We start from the raw sequence: 18235 nt of genomic DNA, 5'->3' as shown, positions 1-18235 counted from the left end.
CGCATGACGTGAACACATTCGGGCGCGTAGTCTCGGACCCGCTGCCGAGCCGCCGGCCGGCGGTGAAGAAGGGGGAGCGATGGACATCGCGGGCGCGCGGGCGCTGGCCGCCCGGGTCACCCGTGCCTGTGGACGTTCACGCAGGGGCTCGGGAATGCGCGAACTCGCCGCCGGGCTCGCCGCCGGGATCCGGGCGAGGGAGCAGTCCCCCACCGACGTACGGTCGTTGTGCCGGGCGCTGTGCGAGGAGATGAGCGCGCGGCGCGGAGGGCGTCCCGTCGAGCTGCGTTTCGAGCGTTTTCCCGATGAGATCGAAGTGACCGGGCTGTGGGTCGAGTTCCAGGACTTCGACCTCGTCATCGTCGAGGAGCGGGCCGAGGCGGTGCAGCAATTGGTCATTCTCGGGCATGAGTTGTGGCATCTGCACGCCGGGCACGGACATCACCACGTCGCCGGTACGGCGGCGGTGCGGGCGCTGGAGGGGGAGCCCGGCTGGAAGTCCGCAGCGCTGACGGTGGCCGCCCGCGACGGCTCGCGTGAGCGTGACGAGGCCGAGGCCGACACGTTCGGGCACCGGCTGGCGGCGGCTTTCCGCTCCTTCGCGGACGGTCCCTCACGCGACACGGACGCCGCTCTCGATCCGGTGCGGCGGTCGATGGGCTACCGGGGACGCGGAGGCGGCGCCCGATGATCCACGCCCGGGACGTCCTCGACGGCTTCTCCGTCTCCTTCTGGCTGCCGATCGGGGCGCTGACCGTCGCCCTGGTCATCAAGCTGCCCAGCCTGGTGAAGATGTGGCGGGACCCGATGCTGCGCGCGGTGGGCGGGCTGCTGCTGTTCGCCTGCGCCGTGTTCGTCTTCGCGTCCCCGGCCGTCATCGGCTGGACCAACCGCGTCACCGGCGTGCCGAACATCGCGGCGCCGCTGGTGTACTCGCTGCTCACCGCACTGTGCGCGTCCTGGCTGCTGCTGATCGTCGCCTGGCGCAACGGCCTGTCCGACCGCTCGGCCTCGACGCGCCGTGCCGCCCGCTGGGTCGTCTTCGCCTATGCCGGTGTGGTCGTCGCCCTGTGGGTGCTCTTCTGGCTCGCGGACGTGCCCGTGGAGCGCCGCCAGGATCTGGACACGTACTACGCCAACACGCCCTTCATGCGCGAGGAGATCCTGCTCTATCTCCTCGCCCATACCGTGGCCTGCTCGATCACGGCCCGGCTGATCTGGAACTGGGTCCGCACCGACGGCCTCGACGCCTGGCTGCGCTGGGGCCTGAGGTTCCTCGGTGTCGGCTACGCGACGAACCTGCTCTTCGACGCCGCCAAACTCACCGCCGTCATCGCCCGGTTGACCGGCAACAACCTGGACTGGCTGAGCACGTATCTGGCCCCTTCGGCCGCGTGCCTCTCGGCCACCATGGTCGCGACCGGGTTCATCATTCCGCACGGCGGCCAGTATCTGCACGAACGGTGGCGCATCCGGCTCGCCCACTGGCAGTTGCGTCCCCTCTATCTGCTGCTGCGCACCGTCAACGGCGGCGGGGCCCCCTTCGCCCCGCGCGCCACCGGCGAACTGCGCCTGATCCGCCGCGAGACGTACATCCGCGACGTGCTGCTCCAGCTCTCCCGGCACCTCGACGAGGAGCTGCGGGAACGGGCGTACGACGCGGCCCTGGAGCTCGGCTTCGAGGCCGGCCGGGCGAAGGCGCTGGCCGCGGCCGTCATGATCCTGGACGCCGTCGACGCCCGGGAACAGGCTCCGCAGTCCGACAGCGCCGCCTCCCCCTCCGGCCCCGACACCACCTATCTGCTGCAGGAGATCCAGGCCGTGTCCCGCGCCCTGCGGCACCGCGACCACATCGAGGCGGTACGCTCGCGCGCGGCCGCCCCCGGGAGAGAGAACGCCCGCGCATGACTGACAGCTCCACCCCCGCCAGAACCGCCGTCGTCCTGGGGGGATCCCACTCCGGCATGCTCGCGGCACGCGCGCTGGCCGATGTCGCCGACCGGGTCGTCGTCGTGGAGCGCGACGCGCTGCCCGCCGCTCCCGGCCCCCGCAAGGGACTTCCGCAGGCACGGCACGCCCACATGCTCTGGTCGGGCGGGGTGCGGGCCATGGAGGAACTGCTGCCCGGGATCACCGGGGCGCTCAGGGAGGCCGGGGCGAACCGGCGGCCCGTCACCACGGACATCGTCGCCCTCGGCACCCGGGGCTGGTTCCGGCGCTGGCCCGAGTCCCACCATGTGGTCCTGGCCGGCCGGGATCTGCTGGACGCGACGGTCCGCGCGCGGGTCCTGGCCGACGAGCGGATCGAGGTCGTCGAGCGCGCGGAGGCGGTGGGCCTCACCGGCACGGACGGCGCGGTGACGGGCGTACGGATCCGGCCCCACGACGGCCCCGAGCGGACCCTGGAGGCGGACCTGGTCGTCGACGCCTCGGGCCGCGGCTCCCAGGCCGCGAACTGGCTGACCGCCCTGGGTCTGCCCCCGGTGGAACGGCGCGAGGTCGACGCGGGCCTGGCCTACGCCAGCCGCCTGTATCTCGCGCCCGCGGCGGCCCGCGACGGCTTCCCCATCATCAACGTCCAGCCCGACCGGCGGGACGGCGGGCCCGGCCGGGCGGGGTTCCTGCTGCCCATCGAGGAGGGCCGGTGGATCGTCACCCTGTGCGGCACGCGCGGCGGCCGGCCGTCCCGGGAGAACGACGACTTCGTCAGCTTCGCCCGTGAGGATCTGCGGCACCCGCTGATCGGCGACCTGCTCGAACAGGCCGAGCCGCTGTCCGACGTGTCCTTCACCCGCACCACCCTCAACCGCCGGCACTTCTACGAGCGGATGCCGGCCTGGCCGGAGAACTTCGCCGTCCTCGGCGACGCCCTCGCCTCGTTCAACCCGGTCTACGGGCACGGTCTGGCGGTCGCCGCGCAGAGCGCCCTGCTGCTGCGCGACACGGTACGGCGGCACGGCTGGGCCGCGCCCCGGTTGTCCCGGCGGATCCAGAAGGCCGTCTCCCGCCCGGTCGGCGCGGCCTGGGACCTCGCCATCGGGCAGGACGTCTTCTACCCGGGCGCGACGGAAGCGGGCCCCACCCTCCGGGACCGGCTCGTGACCGCGTACGTGGACCGGCTGATGTACACGGCGACGGGCAGCGGGCGTATCGCCCGCCGGGTGACCGATGTGACGTCGCTGGAGCGGGGGGCGGGGGTGCTGCTGACTCCGTCGGTGCTGCTGGCGGCGGCGGTCGGGCCGCTCAAACCGTCGTTGAGCGGACCGCCGTTGACGGCCGCGGAGCGGAAGGCGGCGGGGCTGGAGCCCTAGGGCTCCAACGGGACTAGCCGGCGAACGCGGGCTGTGCCATGCCCTTGCCCGCCCCCGGCACCACGAACAGCGACCCGGCGAGCGCGGGCGGTTCCGTCAGGCCCACGCGGGCCGTCGTGATGTACAGATCGCTCAACCCGGCCCCGCCGAACGCGCACGCCGTCACCAACGGCACCGGCAGCTCGATCACCCGGTCCAGCTCACCGTCGGGCGTGTAGCGCCGTACGGCCGAGCCCTGCCACAACGCGACCCACACGCACCCGTCTGCATCGACGGTCAGCCCGTCGGGGAAGCCCGCGCCGTCCTCGATCTCGGCGAGGGTCCGGCGGCCGGACACCCGCCCGTCCACGTGGTCGAAGACGTCGACCCGCCGGGTCGGGGAGTCGATGTAGTACAGGAGCCGCCCGTCGGGGCTCCACCCCGTGCCGTTGCTGACGGCCACGTCGTCCAGGACGACATCGACCGTGCCGTCACCGGCGATCCGGGACAGCGTGCCGCCGCCCGGGGCCTCGTCGTAGCGCATGGTGCCGGCCCAGAGCGTGCCGTCGGGCGCGACGGCGGCGTCGTTGGCGCGGCGGCCGGGCACGGGCTCGTGGTGCAGCCAGCGGAACCCGCCGTCGGGATCGAGGAGGCCGACCCCGTCACGCAGGTTCATCACCAGTCCGCCCCCGGCGCGCGGCTTGACCGCGCCCACGTGCTGTTCGGTGCGGCGGACCGTGCGGTGGCCGGTGGCCGGGTCGTAGGTGTGCACCCGGCAGCCGAGGATGTCGATCCAGATCAGCCGGCCGGTCGCCGCGTCCCAGGTCGGCCCCTCGCCGAGCTCGGCCTCGGCCCGTACGGCGACCTCGTACGGCTTCGCCGTCATGCCATGCTCCGGTGGCCCAGGTGCTCGGACAGCTCGGCGGCGCCCTTCGCGGCGAGCTGCTCCAGCTCGGCGCGGCGCTCCTCGCTCCAGCGGATCATCGGCACGGAGATCGACAGGGCGGCGACGACCTGGCCGGTGCGGTCGCGGACCGGCGCGGCCACGCAGCTCACGTCCGGGTTGGACTCGCGGCTCTCCACGGCGATGCCCCGCTCACGGATCTCGGCCAGGGCCTCGCGCAGGGCGGCCGGGTCGGTGATGCTGTTGGGGGTCATCGCGACGAGCGCCGCCATGTCGGGGATGCGCGTGGCGAGTTCCTGCTCGGGAAGGGAGGCCAGCAGCATCTTGCCGACGGAGGTGCAGTGGGCGGGCAGCCGGCGTCCGGCCGCCGACACCATCCGCACGGCGTGCGTGGAGTCGACCTTGGCGATGTAGATGACGTCCGCGTCCTCGAGGATCGCCACGTGCACGGTCTCGTCGCAGGTCTCGGCGACGGACCGGGCGACGAGCTGCCCCTCGGCGGCGAGGTCGAGCTGCTCGGCGTAACGGGCGCCGAGCTGGTACGGCCGGACGCCGAGCCGGTAGCGTCCCGGCTGCCCGGGCACCTGGACGATGTACTTCCGGGCGGCGAGCGTGGTCACCAGCTCGTGCACGGTGGTGCGCGGCAGCTGCAGCTTGCGCACGATGTCGGGGGCGGAGAGCGTCCCGTCCCCGTCGAGGAAGAGCTCGAGAATGTCGAGAGCCCGGGTCACGGCTGGTACGAGTCGTCCCACGACCGGCCCCTCCCTATGTGTCTCAGGCGCCTGTGTTCGAGATATCAACAGGCGATCGGCATGACGAACACAGGCTAGCCATAGAGGTTTGGCCGGGCAATGGGCAGACGAGGCAGACGGACAGCGGGCGGAAACCGAAGAGCGGCCCACGAGCGCGTTGCGTGCACATTAAAGTGCCGTATGTGCGACACGTCACAGGTGTCGCAGAGGTGGGGGGATTTCTGTGCGTGACATGACCAAGGGCTCGAACTTGTCCTTAACGGCCCTGAGCGAGAACGTCGGTTCCGCGATCATCAGCCTGGGCTGGTCCAGCCCGACCGGGGAGGGCGACGCCGATGTGTCCGTCCTGCTGCTGGACGCCGGCGGCAAGGTGCGCAGCGACGCCGACTTCTACTTCTACAACAACCCGGTGGCGGCCGACGGCAGTGTGCAGCTCCTCGGCAAGGAGCCAACGGGGGACGGCAGCGAGGACCGGATCAGTTTCGATCTGACGGCGGTCCCGGCCGAGGTGGAGCGGATCGTCGTGGCCGCGAGCCGGTACGAAGGTGCCCGCTTCGGGGAGTTGGACGATCTCAAGGTGACGCTGGCCGACGCGGGGGGCGAGAGTCTGCTGCAGTTCGTCATCGAGGACGCCGGTGAGGTGAGCGCGATCATCTTCGGCGAGCTGTACCGGCGGGCGGACGAGTGGAAGTTCCGGGCCGTCGGGCAGGGCTACGAGAGCGGGCTCGCGGGGCTGGCGACGGACTTCGGCGTGGACGTCGACGATGACGAGCCGGATTCCGAGACGGCGGCGGCCCCGGAGGTGCCCGTGCCCGTCGTACCGGCCGCCGCGGCCGAACCCGAGACCGGACCGGCGGCGATGCTGGAAGCCGTCCCGGCGCCGCGCGGGCCCGTCGACGCGACGGAGGAGACCGCTCCGAAGAAGCGGGCGGCGCGGCCCCGGACCGCGAAGAAGAAGGTCACGCCGCCCAGGGCGCCCGTGAAGAGCCTGGCGGAGAACGAGTCCTGGCGGCAGGCCCGGCTCTTCCCGGTGTCGGCGCTCAAGAGCGACCGGGACCGGGAGACGCGGGCCACGTCCGTGCTGTTGTCGGTGATGGCCCAGGTGCCCCGGTTCGGCAGGCGGGTCACCGCCCCCTTCGGCGCGCCCTCCGGCCGGATGGAGACCTTCACCGAGGTCTCCCTGCCGCACGGTGACACACCCCGGCGCCCCGACGGAGTGATCCGCGTGGAGCGCGCCGGCAAGCTGTGGACGGCGCTCGTCGAGACCAAGACCAACGGCAACCCCCTCAGGTCCGACCAGGTGCAGGCCTACATGGACATCGCGGCCCGGCGTGGCTACGAGGCCGTGATCACGCTGTCGAACGATGTCGCGCTGGAGGGCAGCCCGCTGGTCGATGTGAAGATCGACCGGCGGCGCAAGCACCAGGTGGCGCTCTGGCATCTGTCCTGGGCCGAAGTGGCCCACCAGGCGCAGATGCTGATCCGGCACGAGGGCGTCGGCAACGCGGCCCGCACCTGGCTGCTCCAGGACCTCCTGCACTACCTCCAGCACGAGAACTCCGGCTGCCACGGCTTCCAGAACATGGGCGCGGCCTGGGTGCCCGTGCGCAACGGGATCGGCGACGAGACCCTCTGCCAGGGCGACCCGCGCGCCCTGGAGGTGGTGGAGAGCTGGGAGCGGCTCATCCGTCAGGTGTGCCTGCGGCTCGGCGGCGAACTCGGGCAGAAGGTGCTGCCCGCCCAGCGCACCCGGCGCGGCACCGACCCCGGGGCCCGGCGTGCCCGGCTCGCCGACCAGCTCTGTCTGGAGGGCAGGCTCCAGGCGGAACTGCGGGTGGAGGGGGCGCCCGGCCTGCTCACCCTCAGCGCCGATCTGCGAACGGCCAAGCTGCGCACGTCCGTGGAGATCCCGGCACCCGAGCAGGGCTATCCCCTGACCTGGGCCAAGCGTCTGGTCCGGCGGCTCGCCGAGGCACCGGCGGACCTGCATGTCGAGACGCTGGTGGAGGGCGAGACCGGCGGCCCGCGGGGCACGCTGGAGCGGCTGCGTCCGGAGCCGGCGGATCTGCTCCCGAGGGACGGCTCCACCCGGATCACCGGCTTCCGGCTGTCCCTCTTCAAGGGCATGGGCAGCGGGCGGGGCAGCGCCGAGTCCGGCTTCATCCGCAGCGTCGACGACGCCGTGCAGCGGTTCTATTCGTCGGTGGTGGTCCACTTGGACGCCCCGGTCTCCGGGCGGGCGGCGGCGACGGCGACGGCGAAGGAGCGGGCGTCGGTGTGACATCCGCCGGGGGGGAGCATGGCCGGGGGCATCGCCGGGGGGCGGTCATCGCCGGGTGCGCATCGCCCCCAACTGCCCCCGCAGCCGCTGGGCCCGCAGCACCAGTTCCAGTTCGAAGCGGCGGTCGGGGTCGTCGATCTCGTCGCCCCAGAGTTCGCGGATCTGGCGCAGGCGGTAGCGGACCGTCTGGGGGTGGACGCCCAGGCGGGCCGCGACCTCCGGGGCTCCGCCCCTGGTCTCCAGCCAGGCGAGGAGCGTTTCCGCGAGGCGGCGGCCGTGGGTGGGGCCGCAGTGGGTGAGGGGGGCCAGGCAGCGCAGGGCCAGGTCGTCGATCAGTTCCTCCGGCTGGAGGAGGACCAGCGCCTCGGTGTGCTCGGTGCAGTAGAGGACCTCGCCCGAGGGGAGCAGCTCGCGTTCCATCAGGCGTACCGCCGCCTCGGCCCAGCGCAGTGACTTCGCCGCGTCGGCGAGCGGTACGGGCGGGCCGATCGCGCCGGACCAGCCGGCCAGGGCCCGGTGCAGCAGCTCGGGGCGGCCCGCCGCGCCCGGGTCGGGCACGACCATGCGGGGCTGCTCGTACTCCATGTCGAGCAGCACACCCTGGCCGACCGCGGGGGCCATGGCCTCCCGGGCGGGACGCAGCAGGACGCCGACGGCGACCTTGGCCGGGAGGGGCCAGCCGATCCGGGCGGCGCGTTCCGTGAGGGCCTCGGAGGGGTCGCCGCGATGGTGCTCGACGAGGAGAAGCTCCATCAACCGGCGCTGCAGACGCAGGCGTTCACCGGCCTGACGGGCCGCGGCCTCGGCGTAGCCGCGTACGGACTGGTCGACGAGGCCGTCCAGGTACTCGTAGCCCGCGTCGACGAGTTCGTACATCGCCGGGGGCGGGATCTCCACGCGCTGGCCGATGTCGGCGAAGCGGCGCCAGGCCAGGCGTACGCCCATGCGGTAGATGGCCTGGAGGGAGTCGAGGGAGCGGCCGTTCAGGCCCTCGCCGCGGCCGAAGTCCTGGAAGACGCCGGGCGGGACGGTGGGCCGCCCCTCGGAGTGTTCCAGGTGCTGCACGAAGACCTCGATGGCGCGGCGGATGCCGACCAGGGCCATGGGCTCGCCCGAGTCGTCGACGACGAACGGCAGATGGGGGTACTCGCGCTGTATCTCGCGGAGGATCTCCTCGGCGAGCTCGGGCGCCTCGGCCATGGCGATCGCCGCGAACCGGCGTACCTGGAAGCGCGGTACGTCGTGCCAGGCCGAGCGTGCGGTGACGGTTCCGGTGCGGGCAGCCGTCACCGTCAACTCCCCTGGCCCGCTTGCTCGTACGTGATCAAGGGGGTGTTCGGCTGGTCGGGTGTGGCCTGGAGCAGCGCGACCACGCCCAGCGCGGCGCCCACGGCAAGGGCGGCGGCGAGCGCGACGGTCAACGCGGCAGCGAGCAGTCTGGACATCGCAGGGTCAGCCTCTCTGTCCGGATTCGTCCGGTGTTCGTCCGGAGGTCGCCCCACCTTGGCGTCCCGTCCCTGCCTGTCGCGCCCAGTCTCGACAAGCATTGACACCCCGTCAAGAGCCGCCTACGGTTCCCGGCCCAACCGCATGCGCGCACTTCGTCGCCGTGCCGGTCTCCTCGTACGTCGAGCCGTCCCAAGCCACTGGAGTGCCCGGATGCGCCGTACAACCTCTCCGTTTTCCCTGGTCCTGCTGGGTCTCGGCACGTTCCTGCTGGTGCTGGCGCCCCTGCTCGCCTGGTATGTGCAACCGCGTGCCGCGGTGAATCCGATCGACATCGACACGACCGCCGTCTACACCGGCCGGGGCAGCGTCTTCGACACTGACCGGATCGAGACGGTTTCCGGCCGGAAGATCACCGTGACGCAGCGGGTCCGGGGCAATGTCGAGGCCAGTGAACGCAGCGGCAACGCCGTCTGGGACGTGATCACCACGGTCGACACGGACAAGTCGCTGCCCGCCGCCGATCCGCACGACGCGCTGGACTTCACACCGCACCGCTGGGTGATGGACCGCGAGACGACCCGTCCGGTGCACTGCTGCGGCGAGAAGCCGTACATCGAGGGCGAGGCCTATCTGAAGTTCCCCTTCGACGTGCAGAAACGCTCCTACCAGTGGTGGGACAACACCCTCGGCGACACGGTCGTGCTGCGCTACCGGGGCACCGCGAAGGTCCAGGGCTACACCGGCTACAAGTTCACCGGATCGGTGCCGCCGACCAGGACCGGCACACGGATGGTGCCCGGCAGCCTCGTCGACGAGCCGGGCCGGCCGCAGGTGCTGGCCGAGGAGTGGTACTCCAACCACGGGTTCGAGCTGATCGTGGACCAGGCCACCGGCCGGGTGATCTACGCGCAGACCGGGCCGAAGCGGACCCTGCGGGCGCCGGGCGGGAAGAAGGACGCGGCGGTGCTGCTGGACAGCCGGAAGGTCTCCTTCACGACCGCGACGCAGAAGGAAGCGGTGCGGCAGGCGAAGCGGGACAGCCGCCAACTGCGGATGGTGGGCGTGACGTTGCCGATCGGGGCGGCGGTGACCGGTTTTGTGCTCGCGGTGGTGGGTGGGCTTCTCGTGGCGCGTGGGCGGAAGGAGCCGGAGCAGCCTGTTCCGTCCGAAAAGCCGGACATGCCCCAGCCCACCCTCACGATGTGATGTGACGTCAGCTCTAACAAAGCCCGAAATTGTCACGCCGGTGAGTAGCCCTGACGAACGTCCGGGCGAAAACTGTCCAACCCCACCCGAGCACATCCCGTCCACACTCCCCTCCCAGGAAGAGCTCAGGCCCCCCCACAGGCCGACTTCTTCAAGACTCCCCTTTCAGACTCCCCTTCCGGACAGACCCTCACATTTTCCCACGTTGACTTCCGCACCCCGAGACGAGTTGGAGCACCCATGCCCCAGCACGTACCGTCCCGGCTGCGCGCCGCCTCCACCAGTGCGCAGCGGGCCCTTCCGGCGCTCCCCCCACATCCGCGCCGGATCGTGTTCCTCGCCCATCGTGATCTGGACAACCCCTCCGCCGGCGGCTCCGAGCTGCTGGTCGACAAGCTCGCCGACGGGCTGACCCGGCTGGGTCACCAGGTGACCCTGCTGTGCGGAGGCCCCGCGGCCTTCCGTGACTACCGGGTCGTGTCGGCGGGCGGCCCCTACGGGCACTATCTGCGCGCCCGTTCCGCCTTCGCCCGCCAGATCGGCGACTGCGATCTGCTGGTCGAGGTGTGCAACGGCATGCCGTATCTGGCGCCGCTGTGGCATCGCGGTCCCACGCTGTGTCTGGTCAACCACGTCCATACGGATCTGTGGAAGATGCGCTTCGGCGGGCCGCTGGCCCCGGCGGCGCGCATCGGCCGAAGACTCGAGCACTGGGCGCTGACCGGTGCGCGGCAGGGCGGCCTGATGGTCGCCGTGTCCCCTTCGACGGCCCACGCGCTGCGGGCGATCGGGGTGGAGCGGGACCGGATCCGGGTCGTGCACAACGGGGTCGAGGAGCCGGGGCCGCGAGCCGAGCGCTCGGCGGAGCCGTTGTTCGTCGCCGTCGGGCGGCTCGTCGAGTACAAGCGGATCGATCTGCTGCTGCGGTTGTGGGAGCGGGTGCGGCCGGTGACCGGCGGGCGGTTGGTGATCGTCGGGGACGGGCCGGAGCGCGAACGGCTGGAGCGGCTGGCCGGGCCCGGTGTGGAGTTCACCGGGTATGTGTCCGAAGCCGAGAAGCATCGACTGCTGTGTGCGGCCTGGCTGTTGCTGCATCCCTCCGCCGTGGAGGGATGGGGGCTGGTCGTGACGGAGGCCGCGACGCGGGAGACGCCGAGTGTGGCCTTCGATGTGCCCGGGCTCAAGGACTCCGTGGTCGATGGTGAGACCGGGGTGCTCGCGCGGGGTGAGTCGTCGTTCGCCGCCGCGTGGTGTGCGCTGGCCCTGGCCGGGCGGGAGCGGGAGTTGATGGGGAAGGCGGCTCGGGAGCGGGCCGCTTCCTATCGGTGGGACCGTACGGTTCGGCAGTTCCGGGTGGTGGCCGCGGAGGCGGTGAGGGGCTGGGGGCCGTGAAAGACCCCTCGTTTCGAAGATCTGTTGCCCTGTTCCGTGCCTTCCTCCGTGAACAGGACGATCCCGAGTACTGCTACTCGCTGCTCGCCCGTGACGCCGCCGACCAAGTCGAGGCGTATGACGGGCCCGTCGCCGGGCGTACCGTCCTGGACATCGGTGGGGGCAGTGGCTACTTCACCGAGGAGTTCCGGCGTCGCGGGGCCCAGGCCTATCTGTTCGAGCCGGACATGGCCGAGCTGGGTGAGAAGCCGCCCGGCGGTGCGGTGGTCGCCGACGGGTATCTGCTGCCCCTGCGGGACGGCATCGCGGATGTCACCTTCTCCTCCAACGTGCTGGAGCACGTGGCCGATCCGGAGACCTTTCTCAGTGAGCTGGCCCGGGTGACGCGCCCGGGCGGGCTGATCTATGTGTCGTTCACCAACTGGCTGTCGCCGTGGGGCGGGCACGAGTGGGCCCCGTGGCACTACTTCGGTGCCGAGCGGGCCCGGGCCCGCTATCTGCGGCGGACCGGCCGGCCCGCCAAGCACACGCTCGGCGAGAACCTGTTCGCGGTGCACATCGGCTCCACCCTGCGGCAGGTGCGTGCCCGCGACGACGTCACGGTCGTCTCGGCGCGCTCCCGCTACTGGCCCTTCCTCGCGGAGACCGTCGTCAAGGCGCCCGGGATCCGCGAGTTCGCCACCTGGAACCTCCTCCTCATTCTGCGGCGGTGTCCTACATGACAACCACGGTCCAGGCTCCTCCCCCCACCGCGACCGCGGCGGGTCCCCCCGAGGGCCCGCGGTCGCGACGCTGGCTGCTGGGTTTCTGGGCTGTGGTGTTCGTGTTGTTCCTCGCGGTGCAACCCGGGCGGCAGACCTTCGACACCAAGCTGGGCGTCACCGTCGACCCGGGGCAGTTCCTCGCAGATCTGGGCCAGTTGTGGCACGACCGGGCCGGGTTCGGCGGGATCCAGGACCAGTACGTCGGCTATCTCTGGCCGATGCTGCCGTTCTACTGGCTGTGCGACCTCGTACAGCTGCCGGTGTGGCTGGCGGAGCGGCTGTGGATGTCGGTCGTCGTGTCCGTCGCCTTCTGGGGTGCGCTGCGGCTGGCGGAACGGCTGCGGGTGGGCAGTGGGACGTCCCGGCTGCTGGGGGCCGTGGCGTACGCGCTGTGGCCGGTGTTCACGACGGTCATCGGGTCGACGTCGGCCGCCGCGCTGCCCGGCGCTTTCCTGCCGTGGGTGCTGCTGCCGCTGACGAACGAGCGGTACGCGGCCCGGGTCGCGGCGCTGCGGTCGGCGCTGCTCGTGCCGTTCATGGGCGGGGTGAACGCCTCGGCGACCCTGGCCTCGCTGCTGCCGGTCGGGCTGTATCTGCTGTCCCGGCCGCCCGGGCCCCGGCAGCGCAAGCTGATCGCCTGGTGGGCCCCGGCCGTGATCGTCGTGACGGCCTGGTGGTGGGTGCCGCTGCTGCTGCTCGGGGTCTACGGCGAGAACTTCCTGCCGTACATCGAGACGGCCCAGACCACGACGGACACCATGTCGGCGACCGAGGCGCTGCGCGGCGCCGGGAACTGGGTCGCCTATCTGCACTTCGGTGAGGCGTGGCTGCCCGCGGGGTGGGCCGTGGCCTCCTCGGTCCTCGTGATCGTGAGCTCGGCGCTGGCGGCCGGGCTGGGGCTCGCCGGACTCGCCCGGCGGGACGTGCCCGAGCGGCGCTGGCTGGTGCTGACCGTGCTGGTGGCGGCGCTGGTGCTGCTCGCCGGGTACGGCGGGGCGTTCGGGGCGCCGTTCCACGGGGTCGTGCAGGGCTGGCTGGACGGGTGGCTGTCGCCGTTCCGGAACATCTACAAGTTCCAGGCGGGCATGGCGCTGGCGCTCGTGCTGGGCCTGGTCCATCTGGTGGGTGTGGCAGCCGAGCCGCGCGGGGCCCGCCGGGTGCGCGGCCGGCGTCTCGCCCCGCTGATCGCGGCCGTGCTGGTCCTGCCGGGGCTGCTGCTGCCGTATCTCAACGGCTCGATCCTCAACCAGGGTTCCTTCCAGAAGCTGCCCACCTACTGGCAGGCCACGGCCGACTGGCTGGAGAAGTACTCCCCCGACTCCCGGGCCCTGGTCGTCCCGGCGACCGCGCACGGCATGTACACCTGGGGCTCCCCCATCGACCAGCCGCTCGACGTGCTCGCCGAGTCGCGCTGGGCGCAGCGCGACTACGTCCCGTTCGGCACGCCCGGCAACCGGCGCGCGATGGACGCTGTCGAGCAGGCGCTGCTGACGGGCGGCGAAGTCCCCGGTCTCGCGGACTACTTGAGCCGGGCGGGGCTGTACTACGTCGTCGTACGCAACGATCTCGATCCCGACCAGATCGGCGCGGTGCCGACCGCGACGGTGAAGCGGACGCTGGAGCAGTCCGGGTACGAGCGGGTGACGGGGCTCGGTCCGGTGATGACCGGCGGGCGGATCGCGCAGGACGCCCCGCTCCAGGTCGAGGGGCTGTACGCGCGGCAGCGGGCGGTGGAGATCTACCGGCCGGCCGACGCGGACGTGCTCCGGCCCGGGCAGGCGGGACTGGCCCCGGTCTCCGACACGGCCGTGGTGTCCGGCGGCCCGGAGGCGCTGCTGCCGCTGGCGTCCCGGCTGCGTGGGCGGGCGAGTGTCCTGACCGGCGACAACCATCCCGGGCTCGGCACCCCGGCCGTGCAGGTGGTGGGCGACGGGATGCGGCGTGCCGACACCCGGTTCGGCCTGGTCAACGCCGGTACGTCGTACACGTACACGGAGGACGAGCGCAACGCGCCCGACGCCCAGCAGGACCCGGGCGAGAAGCCGCGGCAGATCCTGCCCGCCGAGGGCACCGACCACCAGACCGTGGCCGAACTGCGCGGCGCCGCCTCGGTGACGGCGTCCTCGTACGGCAACTGGCTCTTCCATCTGCCGCAGTACGACCCGGTGAACGCCTTCGACGGCAACCCGGACACCGCCTGGGCGGAGGGCGCGCCGGACACCCCGGACGGGCAGTGGCTGCGGGTCGGCTTCACCGGCCCCTATGACATGCCGTCCTCCTTCAAGGTCACGCCGTTGCCGCAGGAGAGTGTGCGCGCGGCGGCCACGAAGGTACGGGTCGAGACGGAGAAGGGCTCGAAGACGAGCTTCCTCCAGCCGAACGGCAAGACGCAGCGGATCAAGGCGCCCGAGGGCACGAGCCGCTGGATGAAGCTGACGATCGTGGACTCTGTGGAGCGCCGGGCCGGTCTGACGGGCGCGGGCTTCTCCGAGATCGACCTGCCGGACATCCAGGTGACGCGGCTGCTGAAGCTGCCGGCCGACGCGGACAACGCCACCGCGGCCGCCACCGTCGTCTCCCTGCACCGCGCCGCCGACCCGACGGGCCTGTCCGCGACCGGCACGGAGGCCGGACTGCACCGCCGCTTCACCACACCGGCCGCCGGAACCTACGAGGTGAAGGCGAACGCGGTGCCGGTGCCGGGCGAGGAACTCGACCGGCTGCTCTACGAGGTCGCACCCGAGCAGCAGACCAGGATCGTCGCCACCGCCGACTCCACGGCGAGCCTCGGCGCGGGCCTGACGGCACGCAACCTCACCGACGGCGACCTCACGACGGCCTGGATCGCGGGCGACCGGCCGACGATCCACCTGAGCTGGGAGGGCAAGCAGCCGGTCGGCGAAGTCGTCCTGGCCCCCGCGGGCGGCCTGTCCACCCGCGCCTCCCAGGTGAGCATCAGCTCCCCCGACGGCGCGACGATCGCCGGCGTCGACGAGAACGGCTGGGTCCGCTTCCCGCCGATCACCACCGACCGGCTCGACATCACCGTCACCGAGACCGCCCCGCTGACCCTGCACAACCCGGTCGCCGACGAGGATCTGCGCCTCCCGGTGGGCCTGACGGAGGCGTACGTCCCCTCCCTCGACCAGTACCGCACCCCGCAGCCGGACGGCACCCGGAAGTTCTCCCTGCCGTGCGGCAAGGGCCCGGACGTGGCGCTGGACAGCGAGCTGTACCGGACGAGCGTGAAGGGGACGGTGCGGGATCTCGTGGAGCGGCGGGGCGTCGAGGTGACGCTCTGCCAGGAGGGCCGGGGCGACTCCGAGGTGCGGCTGCCCGCCGGCGAACACCGGCTGGAGGGCGGTGACGCGGGCCCGCTCGCCCTCACGGACGTGACCCTGACCCGCGGGACGGTTCCCGAGGCCGCGGCGGCCGGGCGTGAGCTGGAGATACGGGACTGGCTGGGCGACCGGCGCGAGGTCACGGTCGGCTCCGGCACGGCCTCGTACCTGACGACGTACGAGAACTTCAACGACGGCTGGAAGGCCACCCTGGGCGGCAAGGAGCTGACCCCGGTACGGCTGGACGGCTGGCAGCAGGGCTGGCGGGTCCCGGCCGGGGCGGGCGGCGCGGTCAAGCTGTCGTACGAACCGGCCACGACCTACGACGTCGGGCTGATCGGCAGCGGCGCCGGCATCGCGGTGCTGCTGGGCCTCGCCCTGTGGCGCCGCCGCGCCCCCAACCCCGACGCACCGCAGCCGGTTCCGCCGCTGCCCGGGCTGTGGCTCGGCACGGTGGCGCTGACGCTGGTCGCAGTGGTGATCGCGGGCTGGTTCGCGCTGCTGGTCCCGGCCCTGGCACTGCTGGCCTCGCGGCGGCACGCCCTGCTGGTGCCGATCGCGTTCGTCGCGCTGGCGGGAGCGGGTGTGCTTGCCGCGTTCGGGGCCGGGGAGCCGGTGGGGTCGGGCACGGGCGCGTTCGGGCATGTGGCCCAACTGCTGGCTTTGATCGGCCTGTTCGCGGGCCTGGTGAGCCTGCGAGAACCGGGGAAGGAAGAGCCCGCATGACCGCACCGGTACGCATCCCGTTCCCGGTGGTGGACGAGGTGTCCCGGCACTGCCTCCAGGAGCAGGAACCGGAAACGGTCCACATCGAGGTCCACCTCCCGGGCCCCCTGGAACCCGCCCGCCTGCGCAAGGCCTTCACCGAGGCCCTGCACCGGCATCCCCGCATCCTGATGCGGGAGGCAGGGGGGCCGTGGTTCCGCCGCCGCTACGAGTGGGAGCTGACGACGGAGCCGGACACGGAGGTGGTGACCTTCACCCCGGCGGGGCCGAGGGCGTTGCAGGACGCCAGGACGAGGGCACTGGCGGAGGCACCGCCCTTGACGATGTCGCCGCCGATCCGACTCGAAGCAGTCGCCGCCCTAGCTGCGGGCAATCGTGCCGCTGGGGCGGCACGGGTGGGCGCAGCGGCACCTCGCCCCGCCGAGCTGCGGACCCACCCGGCCCCAGCACCATCCCCGAGCACCACCCAAGGCACAGTCCTCCTCCTCACCATCAACCACACCGCCCTCGACGGCCCGGCCTGCCTCCGCATACTCGCCACCGCCGCAGAGCTCTACGGAGGCCAGGACAACAACCCCACCGCGCCCCCCACCCGCGCCGCGGAACCCGGAAAAGAACCCCCGGACACCCCCACCACCTGGTCACCCCCCGCGCGGGTAGCGCAAGGCACACCCGACCCCTCCCCCGGCAACGGCATGCTCGTCACCGAACTCCCCCTCCCGCACCGCCCCAAGGGCTCCCCCTACACCGTCAACGACCAGCTCATGGTCACCACGGCCCTGACCATCGCCCACTGGAACAGGGAACACGGCGCCCGCCCCCGCCCCCTGCGCATCACCATGCCCGTGGACGACCGCCCCCGCGACACCACGATGCCCATCGGCAACGGCACCCGCCTGGTAGAAGTGCCTTTCTCACCAGGTGAGTTGAAGGCGGAGATGTCCACCCTGCTCCGTCGCACCGCGGAACGCACCCGCGCGCTGAAATCCCAGCCCCGCCCCCAACTGGGCCACGGCGCCGCCCTGCTCACCTCCCCCTGGGCCCCGGTCGCCGCCCGCGCCGCCCTCACCCGCGGCCTGCGCAGGGCCGCCGCGCCCTGGACGTCGACGACCCTGCTCAGCAACATCGGCCGTATCCCGTACCCGCTGGACTTCGGCGAGGAGGCGGGCCGCGCGCACGCGGTCTGGTTCTCGGCGCCGGCCCGGATGCCGCGCGGCCTGACCGTCACCACCGCCTCCACGGCCGGCCGTCTCCACCTGGCCCTGCGCTGGTCCCGGTCCCTGCTCAGCCACGGCGACGGCGCCCACCTCCGCGACCTCTTCGAGCACTATCTGCACACCACGGAGGTCGCCCCATGACACCGACACCGGCCACGACACCCGCGACGACAACGACCACCGCCGGACGACGCCCGCCCCGCGACCTGCGCGACTTCTACGAGAACCCCGCCGTCCCGGTGGCGTCCGGCACCCCCCGCAGCCTCCGCCAGGCCCGCATGCTGGCCCGGGCCCTCGGACCGGCCGGCGACCGCCCCCGCACGGTCCTCGACATCGGCTGCGGCGACGGCACCGCCGCCGCCACCGCCGCGCCCCTGCTGCCCGGCCACCGTGTCATCGGCGTCGACTGGTCCCAGGACGCCCTCAGACGCGCCCGTACCCGCATCCCGTACGCGGTCCGCGGTGAACTCACCGGCGGGGGACTGCCGTTCGCCTCCGAATCCGCCGACGCGGTGCTGTTCAGCGAGGTGATCGAGCACCTCGTCGACCCGGACGCCGCGCTCGACGAGATCCGCAGGATCCTGCGCCCCGGGGGCCATCTGATGCTGTCCACCCCGAATCTGGCCGCCTGGTACAACCGCGCCCTGCTGCTCGCCGGGGTGCAGCCGGTCTTCTCGGAGGTCAGCCTGCGCGGCATCCACGGCCGCCCGGGCAAAGAGGTCGTAGGACATCTGCGCCTCTACACCGCCCGCGCGCTGAGGGAGTTCGTCGCCGCGTCCGGATTCACGGTCGTAGGACTCGAAGGCGCTCCCTTCCACGGCGTACCGCGCCCGCTTCGGCCGCTGGACCGGCTGGCCTGCGCCCGGCCGAAGCTGGCGTCGATCCTGCTGCTGCACGCCAGGAGGACGTAGCC

14 protein-coding genes are annotated in these 18235 nt (G+C 72.3%); 10 read left to right on the top strand and 4 right to left on the bottom strand.

Annotation, left to right across the window (positions count from 1 at the left end):
- The first annotated feature begins 79 nt into the window (after positions 1-79).
- From KJK29_RS26520 to KJK29_RS26510, 3 genes are read left to right on the top strand one after another with little or no spacing between them, the layout of a single operon-like run.
- Complete coding sequence (locus KJK29_RS26520; RefSeq protein WP_215121645.1) at positions 80-691, top strand: toxin-antitoxin system, toxin component family protein; 612 nt, start codon at positions 80-82, stop codon at positions 689-691.
- A complete protein-coding gene (locus KJK29_RS26515) occupies positions 688-1908 on the top strand; it encodes an MAB_1171c family putative transporter (RefSeq protein ID WP_215121644.1) in 1221 nt (406 codons plus the stop codon). Before KJK29_RS26520 ends, KJK29_RS26515 begins: the two co-directional genes overlap by 4 nt.
- The gene (locus KJK29_RS26510; RefSeq protein WP_215121642.1) at positions 1905-3311 is read left to right on the top strand and encodes an NAD(P)/FAD-dependent oxidoreductase; all 1407 of its coding nucleotides are present in this window, start codon (positions 1905-1907) and stop codon (positions 3309-3311) included. The genes KJK29_RS26515 and KJK29_RS26510 overlap by 4 nt, the downstream gene beginning before the upstream one ends.
- 13 nt (positions 3312-3324) lie before the next feature.
- Here KJK29_RS26510 and KJK29_RS26505 read toward each other — a convergent pair whose 3' ends face one another.
- Together KJK29_RS26505 and KJK29_RS26500 are read right to left on the bottom strand one after the other, a co-directional pair.
- Positions 3325-4176 carry an SMP-30/gluconolactonase/LRE family protein gene (locus tag KJK29_RS26505; protein WP_215121640.1) on the bottom strand — a complete coding sequence of 284 codons (852 nt, stop codon included), beginning with the start codon at positions 4174-4176 and terminating at the stop codon, positions 3325-3327.
- Positions 4173-4946 (bottom strand): IclR family transcriptional regulator, encoded by a 774-nt coding sequence (locus tag KJK29_RS26500; protein ID WP_215121639.1) that lies wholly within the window; start codon positions 4944-4946, stop codon positions 4173-4175. The genes KJK29_RS26505 and KJK29_RS26500 overlap by 4 nt, the downstream gene beginning before the upstream one ends.
- A 232-nt stretch (positions 4947-5178) precedes the next feature.
- Here KJK29_RS26500 and KJK29_RS26495 point away from each other — a divergent pair, with 232 nt between their 5' ends.
- A complete protein-coding gene (locus tag KJK29_RS26495; protein ID WP_215121637.1) occupies positions 5179-7227 on the top strand; it encodes a TerD family protein in 2049 nt (682 codons plus the stop codon).
- A gap of 45 nt (positions 7228-7272) precedes the next feature.
- Here the strand turns inward: KJK29_RS26495 and KJK29_RS26490 are convergent, their stop codons facing one another.
- The gene (locus KJK29_RS26490) at positions 7273-8517 is read right to left on the bottom strand and encodes a PucR family transcriptional regulator (protein WP_215121636.1); all 1245 of its coding nucleotides are present in this window, start codon (positions 8515-8517) and stop codon (positions 7273-7275) included.
- A gap of 2 nt (positions 8518-8519) precedes the next feature.
- Positions 8520-8672: a hypothetical protein gene (locus KJK29_RS26485; RefSeq protein WP_215121635.1), complete on the bottom strand. Its 153-nt coding sequence runs from the start codon at positions 8670-8672 to the stop codon at positions 8520-8522.
- Positions 8673-8886: 214 nt separating this feature from the next.
- Between KJK29_RS26485 and KJK29_RS26480 the strand changes: the two genes are divergently transcribed.
- The 6 genes from KJK29_RS26480 to KJK29_RS26455 all read left to right on the top strand — a co-directional run bounded on the left by KJK29_RS26480 (position 8887) and on the right by KJK29_RS26455 (position 18233).
- Positions 8887-9882: a DUF3068 domain-containing protein gene (locus KJK29_RS26480; RefSeq protein ID WP_215121634.1), complete on the top strand. Its 996-nt coding sequence runs from the start codon at positions 8887-8889 to the stop codon at positions 9880-9882.
- A 240-nt stretch (positions 9883-10122) separates the two neighbouring features.
- Positions 10123-11274 (top strand): glycosyltransferase family 4 protein, encoded by a 1152-nt coding sequence (locus tag KJK29_RS26475; protein WP_215121633.1) that lies wholly within the window; start codon positions 10123-10125, stop codon positions 11272-11274.
- Entirely contained in the window at positions 11271-11996 is a 726-nt protein-coding gene (locus KJK29_RS26470) for a class I SAM-dependent methyltransferase (RefSeq protein ID WP_215121631.1), read from the top strand. The genes KJK29_RS26475 and KJK29_RS26470 overlap by 4 nt, the downstream gene beginning before the upstream one ends.
- Complete coding sequence (locus KJK29_RS26465) at positions 11993-16105, top strand: alpha-(1->3)-arabinofuranosyltransferase (protein ID WP_215121630.1); 4113 nt, start codon at positions 11993-11995, stop codon at positions 16103-16105. The genes KJK29_RS26470 and KJK29_RS26465 overlap by 4 nt, the downstream gene beginning before the upstream one ends.
- Positions 16102-17463: a condensation protein gene (locus tag KJK29_RS26460; RefSeq protein WP_215121628.1), complete on the top strand. Its 1362-nt coding sequence runs from the start codon at positions 16102-16104 to the stop codon at positions 17461-17463. The genes KJK29_RS26465 and KJK29_RS26460 overlap by 4 nt, the downstream gene beginning before the upstream one ends.
- The gene (locus tag KJK29_RS26455; RefSeq protein WP_215121627.1) at positions 17460-18233 is read left to right on the top strand and encodes a class I SAM-dependent methyltransferase; all 774 of its coding nucleotides are present in this window, start codon (positions 17460-17462) and stop codon (positions 18231-18233) included. The genes KJK29_RS26460 and KJK29_RS26455 overlap by 4 nt, the downstream gene beginning before the upstream one ends.
- Positions 18234-18235: the final 2 nt, after the last annotated feature.

Source organism: Streptomyces koelreuteriae, assembly GCF_018604545.1.
Lineage (GTDB): Bacteria > Actinomycetota > Actinomycetes > Streptomycetales > Streptomycetaceae > Streptomyces > Streptomyces koelreuteriae.
Note: the sequence above shows the minus strand (reverse complement) of the source record. Positions and strands in the feature narration are given on the sequence as shown.